The sequence below is a fragment of the Saccharomonospora sp. genome, assembly GCF_027317685.1.
Classification (GTDB): domain Bacteria; phylum Actinomycetota; class Actinomycetes; order Mycobacteriales; family Pseudonocardiaceae; genus Saccharomonospora.
Window position 1 is genome coordinate 1 of the sequence record NZ_DAHVQP010000069.1, and the last position, 8699, is coordinate 8699.

The 8699-nt window shown below is 67.1% G+C and carries 6 protein-coding genes and 4 pseudogenes; 2 read left to right on the plus strand and 8 right to left on the minus strand.

The annotated features are described in order from the left end of the window. Positions 1-6: 6 nt before the first annotated feature. The 4 genes and pseudogenes from M7H19_RS08165 to M7H19_RS08180 all read right to left on the minus strand — a co-directional run. Positions 7-1215, minus strand: a pseudogene (locus tag M7H19_RS08165) (MFS transporter); the annotation flags it as partial. Positions 1216-1261: 46 nt separating this feature from the next. Beyond that, positions 1262-2015, minus strand: a pseudogene (locus tag M7H19_RS08170) (3-hydroxybutyrate dehydrogenase). Positions 2016-2117: 102 nt separating this feature from the next. After that, entirely contained in the window at positions 2118-2975 is an 858-nt protein-coding gene (map, locus tag M7H19_RS08175; protein ID WP_298179095.1) for a type I methionyl aminopeptidase, read from the minus strand. A gap of 135 nt (positions 2976-3110) precedes the next feature. After that, positions 3111-3440: pseudogene (locus tag M7H19_RS08180) on the minus strand (VOC family protein); the annotation flags it as partial. 91 nt (positions 3441-3531) lie between these two features. Between M7H19_RS08180 and M7H19_RS08185 the strand changes: the two are divergent. Next, on the plus strand, positions 3532-3678 hold the full coding sequence (locus tag M7H19_RS08185; protein WP_363321345.1) for a WYL domain-containing protein: 147 nt from the start codon (positions 3532-3534) through the stop codon (positions 3676-3678). Positions 3679-3738: 60 nt separating this feature from the next. Here M7H19_RS08185 and M7H19_RS08190 read toward each other — a convergent pair whose 3' ends face one another. From M7H19_RS08190 to dxr, 4 genes and pseudogenes are all read right to left on the minus strand, one after another. Next, positions 3739-4587, minus strand: a complete 849-nt coding sequence (locus M7H19_RS08190; protein ID WP_298179096.1) for a GNAT family N-acetyltransferase — start codon at positions 4585-4587, stop codon at positions 3739-3741. Between the two features lie 220 nt (positions 4588-4807). Then, positions 4808-5959, minus strand: a pseudogene (ispG, locus tag M7H19_RS08195) (flavodoxin-dependent (E)-4-hydroxy-3-methylbut-2-enyl-diphosphate synthase). Positions 5960-6071: 112 nt separating this feature from the next. Then, positions 6072-7280, minus strand: a complete 1209-nt coding sequence (locus M7H19_RS08200) for a site-2 protease family protein (RefSeq protein ID WP_298179098.1) — start codon at positions 7278-7280, stop codon at positions 6072-6074. Positions 7281-7283: 3 nt separating this feature from the next. Beyond that, complete coding sequence (gene dxr, locus M7H19_RS08205) at positions 7284-8489, minus strand: 1-deoxy-D-xylulose-5-phosphate reductoisomerase (RefSeq protein ID WP_298179100.1); 1206 nt, start codon at positions 8487-8489, stop codon at positions 7284-7286. 102 nt (positions 8490-8591) lie between these two features. Between dxr and M7H19_RS08210 the strand changes: the two genes are divergently transcribed. Then, the coding region (locus M7H19_RS08210; RefSeq protein ID WP_277068052.1) for a DUF2631 domain-containing protein at positions 8592-8699 on the plus strand (108 nt) is incomplete at its 3' end.

Genomic DNA, 8699 nt, shown 5'->3' on the forward strand with positions numbered 1-8699 from the left:
ATCGCCTCATGCTGCCACCGACTCCGTGCGCTCGGCGTCGGCGAGTGAGGTACCGCGGGTCTCCTTGGCCAGGTACACGGCGACGAACGTCACGACACAGGTGACCGCCACGTAGATCGAGATCGGCAGGCTGTTGCCGTACGAGTCGAGCAGTGCCGTCGCGATCAGCGGGGCGATACCGCCGGCCGCGATCGAGGCGAGCTGGTAGCCGATCGACGCACCGGAGTACCGGACCTTGGTGCCGAACAGCTCCGAGAAGAACGCCGCCTGCGGCCCGTACATGGCTCCGTGCAGGAACAGGCCGATCGAGACGGCACCGATCGTCACCCACGAGGACGCACCGTCCAGCATCGGGAAGAACACGAAGCTCCACACGAGCATGCTGACGGTCCCGAAGAGATAGACGGTCCTGCGGCCGATGACGTCGGACAGCCATCCCCACATCGGGATCGTGACGAAATGGATCGCCGAGCCCACCAACACCGCGTTGAGTCCCAACGACTTCGGCAGGCCCAGGTGGGTCGTCAGATACACGAGCACGAACGCCGTGATGACGTAGTAGGACACGTTCTCGGCGAACCGGGCCCCCATCGCGATGAGCACTTCGCGCCAGCTGTTCTTGAACACGCTGATGATCGGCGCCTTCTCCGGTGCAGGCTGCTTCCCGGCCTTCTCCACGACCTCCACGAACAGCGGGGACTCCTCCACCGCGAGCCTGATCCACATGCCGATCAGCACCAGCAGACCGGACAGCAGGAACGGAATGCGCCAGCCCCATGAGCTGAACGCCTCGTCGCTTTGCACCACCGCGAGGACGGCCAACACCGCCGTGGCGAGGAGGTTGCCCGCGGGCACACCGGCCTGCGGCCATGACGCCCAGAACCCACGCCTGCGGTCGTCGCCGTGCTCGGACACGATGAGGACAGCGCCGCCCCATTCACCACCGACGGCGAAGCCCTGGACCAAGCGCAGCAGCACCAGCAAAAGCGGTGCGCCGATCCCGATGGTGGCGTAGGTGGGCAACAGTCCCATCGCGAAGGTCGCGCCGCCCATCATCAACAGGCTGAGCACGAGCAGCTTCTTGCGGCCGACCTTGTCGCCGTAGTGGCCGAACACCAGCCCACCGAGCGGCCTGGCGATGAAGCCCACGGCAAGAATCGCGAAGGCCAGCATCGTCCTGACGAGCGGATCGCTGTCGGGGAAGACAATTTGATCACCACTTCGTTGTGCTGATGGGAAACGGACGAGGAACCATGGGGCCTCAGGTGGCCGTCCAGCCACCGTCGAGCGGGATCGATGCGCCGGTGAGGTAGCCCGCTTCGTCCCCGCACAGCCACACGACCAGGCCCGCTACTTCCCTCGGTTCGATCAGTCGCTTGACGGCGGTGCGGTGGAGGAAGACCTGATCGAGGACGGCGTCGGAGCTGATACCGCGGGAACGCGCCTGTGCACCGATCTGGTCGGTCACGAGATCGGTCTGCACGTATCCGGGCGCGACGCAGTTAACTGGTGACGCCGCGCTCGGCGCCTTCCACGGCGGCTACCTTGCTCAGCCCTTCCAGGGCGTGCTTGGCAGCGACGTAGGCCGATTTGTGCGGGCTGGCACGCAACCCGTGGACGCTGGAGATGTTGACGATGCGCCCCCAGCCGCGCTCGTACATGGCGGGCAGGCAGTGCCGCATGAGCAGGAACGGCGCGGTGACCATGAGCCGCTGGATGAGCTCGAAACGCTCGGGAACGAATTCCTGGATCGGCGCGATGTGCTGCACGCCCGCGTTGTTGACGAGGATGTCCACGTCGCGGGGCAGCGACTCGGTGGCGACCGGGTCGGTCAGGTCGGCTACGTGGGCGACGGCGCCGCACTCGTCGGCCACGTCGGTCGCGGAGGCGCGGTCGACATCGACGAGGTGAACCGTGGCTCCGGCTTCGCGCAGGGCCACGACACAGGCTCGGCCGATGCCGTTCGCGCCTCCGGGGACGAGAGCTGTTCTCCCGGTCAGTGAGCTGGTCGACATGAGAGCCGACGGTAAAGCCGACCAGCTTTCTCAACCATGTGCACACACCCCACAACACCAAGGCAAGGTGTGTGTGGTTGCCACATCACCGGGGTGGCGGCATCACGGCAGCGTGAGGATCTCCGCGCCGGTCTCGGTGACGAGGATCGTGTGCTCGAACTGGGCCGTCCACTTCTTGTCCTTGGTGGTCACGGTCCAGCCGTCGTCCCAGATGTCGTAGTCGATCGTGCCGAGTGTGATCATCGGCTCGATCGTGAACGTCATGTTGGGTTCGATGACCGTCGTCACCGACGGCTCGTCGTAGTGCAGCACCGTGGGGAAGGTGTGGAATCCCGGACCGACGCCGTGTCCGGTGAAGTCACGCACCACGCCGTAGCCGAACCGCTTGGCGTACGACTCGATGACGCGGCCGATGACGTTGAGCTGCCTACCCGGGCGCACGGCCTTGATCGCCCGCATGGTGGCCTCGCGAGTGCGCTCCACGAGCAGGCGGGCCTCCTCGGACACCTCACCGGCGAGGAACGTCGCGTTGGTGTCACCGTGCACGCCGTCGATGTAGGCGGTGACGTCGATGTTGCAGATGTCGCCGTCCTGGATCACCGTCGAGTCGGGGATGCCGTGGCAGATCACCTCGTTCAGCGAGGTGCAGCAGGACTTGGGGAAACCCCGGTAGCCGAGGGGCGAGGGGTAGGCGCCGTGGTCGAGCAGGAACTCGTGCACCACGCGGTCGATGTCGTCGGTGGTGTTGCCGGGTTTGACCGCCTTCCCACCTTCCTCCAGGGCTTGCGCGGCGATCCGGCTGGCCTTTCGCATCGCCTCGATGACCTCCGGCGACCGCACACCGTCGCCGGTGTCGCGCTCCGGGGCGTTCTTACCGACGTACTCGGGGCGGGCGATGGAGGAGGGAACAGGACGAGGCGGCGACTGCACGCCGGGTGTCAACGGTGCACGATCGGGCATAGCCACCAGCCTACGACCCGAAGTCTGCACCGATTCCCGGCCCGTTCCGTTCGTCCCGTCACGGCACGAGGCAGCGCTGCTCACGCACGGGCGGGGACGGGAATCCTCGACTGCGCGGCCACGGCGTGTGGCCGATCAGTCGAGGCAGAACTCGTTGCCCTCGGGGTCGGTCATCACGATGTAGCCACCGGCCAGCGGTGGATCGGGTTCATAGCGCCGAACCCGGGTGGCGCCGTGGGAGACGAGCCGCTCGGCCTCCGCTTCCAACACCGCCATCCGCGCGTCTCCCTCGAGCCCGGGGGCTGCGTGCACATCGAGGTGCACGCGGTTCTTGGCCTGCTTGCCCTCGGGCACCCGTTGGAAGAACAACCGTGGCCCCACCCCCTCGGGGTCGGCCAACGCCGAGAGGTCGTTGAGGTTCTCGGGTGGAACACCCCATGCCCTCAACGTTTCTTCCCATATCGAGTTCTTCCGCCTAAGGGCCCTCGGCCCGGCCGCACGGTCGAGCCAGGCCGGCTTCTCCGAACGATTCCACACCGGCCAGCCCAGGCGGGGCGTGTCGAGGACGACCGCGACGGGTGGTGCTGTACTCATCGCCGGTGGCCAGGACCTGAACTGGCTCGCCATGCACGTCGTCCAGCTGAGTTTCGAGGCGGAAGTACTGGAACCGCCGGAACTACGACAGGCCATAGCCGGAAAGTGACTGAGGAGCCCGCCGTGATCGGCCCACCGGCCCACGGAAACGGACACGGAATCGGAGAGCCTAGAACAACACGGTGGCGTAGCGGCCGACCTGCCGGAACCCCACACGCCGATACACGGCGAGCGCGGGCGTGTTGTAGGAGTTGACGTACAGGCTCGCGATCCGACCGAGACCTCGCACCAACCGGTCGGACACGGCGGCCGTTCCCGACGCACCCAGGCCCCGACCTCGGTGCCGGGGATGCACCCACACCCCCTGGATCTGGCCCACGCTGTGGGACAACGCCCCGATCTCGGCCTTGAACACGACCTGGCCCTTCTCGAATCGGGCGAACGCACGGCCGCTGGCGATCAGCTCGGCCACCCTGGCCCGATAACCGACCCCGCCGTCACCCAGGCGCGGGTCGATGCCCACTTCCTCGCGGAACATGGCCACGGCCGCGGGAAAATAGACATCGATCTCGTCGGGCCGCACAGGCCGGACCGCGGGATCGGGTTCCACCGCCGGCGCGGTGTCCAAAGCCATGAGCGGCTGGTCCGGACGTACTTCGCGAGCCGGGCCCCACTCGTGCACCAGTTCGTCCCACAACCCCAGTACCTGGTCCGCAGGTCCCACGAGAGACGAACACGTACGCGGCTTACGCAACGCCCGATCGGCGAACGACCGCAACGCGGCGGCGTTGCCCTGCAACGGGATCATGTTGGGCCCGGCGAAGCACAGGCCTTGGAGCTCACCCGAGCGGCGCCGGTCCGTCCCCCACAGTTCGCCACCCAACCGCCACGGGTCGCAACCGGCGAGCTCCACTCGCGCGGACACCATGCAGCTGCCCACCGGGTCCGCCGCGAGTAGCGAACGAACCGCCGGGTAGTCCTTTTCGTCGAGCAGCCTCGCACCGGCCAGCCGCAACACAAGAACAAGATTGCCAGATCAGCGACGCCCGTGGGGACTCATCCGGCGGTGTCCGGACCAGAAATTCACATCGGAATTCCGTTGTCCCCGGCTCACCGGCGAACGGTGACTTCGACTCGTTCGCCGGTCGACACAAGCGCCGGCTGGGCGAACGTATGAGACCGGCCCTTCGTCCGGCACACACGTCCGCCCATCCGGGACGATACGCCGAGCCGAGACGTCAGCTCACCGTGACGATCGGTTCCCCGTCGCCGCCGGTGTAGCCGTTCTCCTCGGCGATACGCAGCGCCTCGGTGATGAGGGTCTCGACGATCTGGTGCTCGGGGACGGTCTTGATGACCTCACCCTTCACGAAGATCTGGCCCTTGCCGTTACCGGAAGCCACCCCGAGGTCGGCTTCCCTCGCCTCACCCGGGCCGTTCACGACACAACCCATCACCGCGACCCGCAGCGGCACCTCCAAGCCCTGCAGACCGGCGGTGACCTCGTCGGCCAGCTTGTAGACGTCCACCTGCGCCCTGCCGCACGAAGGGCAGGACACGATCTCCAGCTTGCGTGGACGGAGGTTCAGCGACTGCAGGATCTGGTGGCCGACCTTCACCTCCTCGACCGGAGGCGACGACAGCGACACTCGGATGGTGTCGCCGATGCCCTGCCGCAGCAGCGCACCGAAGGCCGCGGCCGACTTGATGGTGCTCTGGAACGCCGGACCGGCCTAGGTCACGCCGAGGTGCAGCGGGTAGTCGCACTCCTCGGCGAGGATCTCGTAGGCCCGCACCATCACGACCGGGTCGTGGTGCTTCACCGAGATCTTCAGGTCGTGGAAGTCGTGCTCGGCGAACAGCGACGCCTCCCACAGTGCCGACTCGGCCAGCGCTTCCGGAGTGGCCTTGCCGTGCTTGGCCATCATCCGAGGGTCGAGCGAGCCCGCGTTGACCCCGATACGGATGGGCGTGCCGTGGTCCTTCGCCGCCCGCGCGATCTCGGCGACCTTGTCGTCGAACTTCTTGATGTTTCCGGGGTTGACGCGCACCCCCGCGCATCCGGCTTCGATGGCGGCGAACACGTACCGCGGCTGGAAGTGGATGTCGGCGATCACCGGGATCTTCGACTTCGCCGCGATGGCCGGCAGGGCCTCGGCGTCGTCGGCGCTGGGGCACGCCACCCGCACGATGTCGCATCCCGCGGCCGTCAACTCGGCGATCTGCTGCAGCGTGGCATTGACGTCCGCGGTCACCGTGGTGGTCATGGACTGCACGGAGATCGGATGGTCACTGCCGACCCCGACCGAGCCCACCTGGAGCTGTCGCGTCTTACGCCGTTCGGCGAGGACGGGTGGAGGAGTGGCGGGCAAACCCAGATCGACGGTCATCGAATCCTCTGCAATTTCGCTGAACTACGTGCTCCGGCGGCAACTGCCTGACCTTGTCGCTGCCCCGTCCACGATACGTGAACGGGACAGACCCGCGGACTGTGCGTTACCACTACTGTGGGATGAGTCGGATGGGGTTGACGATGTCGGCGGTCACGGTGAGCAACACAATGGCACCGCCGATCAATACGAACACGGTCGTGACCGCATTGAGCTTGGTGTAGTCGACAGGTCCTCCCGCCGCCTTGCCCCGCAGTCTGCGGAGCCAGTCGCGCACCCTCTCGTACCAAGTCACGGCGATATGCCCGCCGTCGAGTGGCAACAGCGGCAACAGATTGAAGATGCCGACGAAGAAGTTCAGGCTGGCCAGCAGGAGGAAGAACACCTCCCACAGACCGTGTTCGACGGCCTCACCACCGATACGGCTGGCCCCGACGACACTGACGGGTGTCTCCGGATCGCGTTCCTCCCCGAAGATGGCCTCGACGACGGCCGGGATCTTCTCCGGGAATTCGAGCAGTCGCTCCCAGGTCATCACCAGCAGGTCACCGGTGAACCCGACGGAACCACCGATCGCCTCCGCGGGCCCGTACGTCAGCATCCCCGCCTGCGAGGCACCGATCGCTCCCACCTGCTCGGTGCCGCCCTCCCCGTCGGGACGCTCCACTCGCGGCACGTCGACGGTGAGGGTCATGGGTTCGCCGTCCCGCAGAATGCGGAACTCGGTGGGGCCGGAAGAACTCTGCACGGCACCCAACAGGTCCGTCCACGTTCCGACGGGAGTGCCGTCGATCGACGTCACCTCGTCGCCGGGCTGCAGTCCCGCCGATTTGGCGGGGGCCGGGTCGTTGGGCCCACAGGTCGGGTCGTTCCACTTCTCCACCGTCGCGGCACTGCGCACGCAGTCGGAGACCGTGTTGATGACCGGCTTAGCGGAGAGGTTCGGCAACCCCATCGTGACCGCCATCAGGTACAGCACGATGAAGCCGAACACGAAGTGCGTGAACGACCCGGCGGCGAGCACCACGGTGCGTTTCCAGGTCTTGAACCGCCACATCGCGCGGGGTGCCTCGTCGGGAGTCACCTCGTCGAGCGCGGTCATCCCGGCGATGTCGCAGAAACCACCGAGCGGAAGCCACTTCAGCCCGTACTCGGTCTCACCTCGGCGGAACGAGAACACCGTCGGCCCGAAGCCCACGAAGTAGCGCCGCACCTTCATGCCGAAGGACTTGGCCGCAACCATGTGCCCGGCCTCGTGCAACGCGACGGAGACGCAGATGCCGAGTGCGAAGAGCACGACCCCCAGGATGTAGACGAGCACGCGCTACTTCCCTCCCGACATGATCGTGGTCGCACAGTCGCGCGCCCATTGTTCCGCAGCGAGGACATCGGCCAGGTCACGGGGCGGACGCCGCCATTCGTCAGCGGCTTCGACGACCTGGGCAACAGTGTCCACGATGGCCGTGAAGCCGGTGTTTCCTGCGATGAACTCAGTGACGAGCCGCTCATTCGCCGCGTTGAACACGGCGGGCAGGCAGCCACCCTCGCTGCCGACGTGGCGGGCCAGTTCCACGGCGGGGAAGGCCTCGTCGTCCACCGGTTCGAACGTCCAGGTGGCCGCCTCGTCCCAACGGCACGGCGCGATGGCGTCCGGCACCCGGTTCGGCCAGTGCAGAGCCAACGCGATGGGCAACCTCATGTCGGGCGGGCTGACCTGCGCCAGCGTCGAACCGTCCACGAACGTCACCATCGAATGCACGATCGACTGCGGGTGCACCACCACGTCGATGCGCTCACACGGGATGTCGAACAGCAGGTGCGCCTCGATCAGCTCCAGGCCCTTGTTCACCAACGTCGCCGAGTTGATCGTGACGAGCTGTCCCATGGCCCATGTCGGGTGGGCCAACGCGTCCTCGACGGTGACGTCGGTCAGCTGTTCACGCGCGCGGCCCCGAAAAGGTCCCCCCGATGCGGTGAGCACCAACCGGCTGACCTCCTCCGCACGGCCACCGCGTAGCGCCTGCGCCATCGCCGAGTGTTCCGAGTCCACCGGCACGATCTGCCCCGGCCGTGCCGCCGCCCGTACCAGCGGACCACCCGCGATGAGCGACTCCTTGTTGGCCAGCGCGAGCGTGGCGTCGGTCTTGAGTGCCCGCAGTGTCGGCCCGAGCCCCTGCGAACCGGGCATGCCGTTGAGCACCACGTCGACGGGCACGGCGTCGATCAATTCCTCGACGGCGTCCGGTCCGGCGAAGATGCGGGGCAGGCGGAACTCGCCTCGCGCATAGCCGCGCTTCTGCGCCTCCGTGTACAGCGCCAGCTGCAGGTCCTCCACGACCGTCGATCGGGTGACCGCCACCGCCTCGACGGCGTGGGTGATCACCTGCTGGGCCAGGGCCTGCGGATCCGAGCCGCCCGCGGCCAGACCGGCGACACGGAACAGGTCCGGGTTACGCCCGGTGACGTCGAGCGCCTGCGTGCCAATCGAACCGGTGGACCCCAGTACCAGCACCGTCCGTGGAGAACTCATGGTGACCATTGTCGCGGACGTCCCATGCCGCCTCGGCGGGAGGCATGTGGGATCATCGAGCCACACGTAGAAGCGCGTAGTGGGCGCAGGTGAGGAGTGATCGTGGCAGGCAAGGCTGTCGAGAAGCGCACCGGTACGGAGGTCGACCCGAGGGACGAGCCGTCGGCCGAGTGGGGCTGGCACGGCTCCTTCCCCAAGGCCACGCGAGCC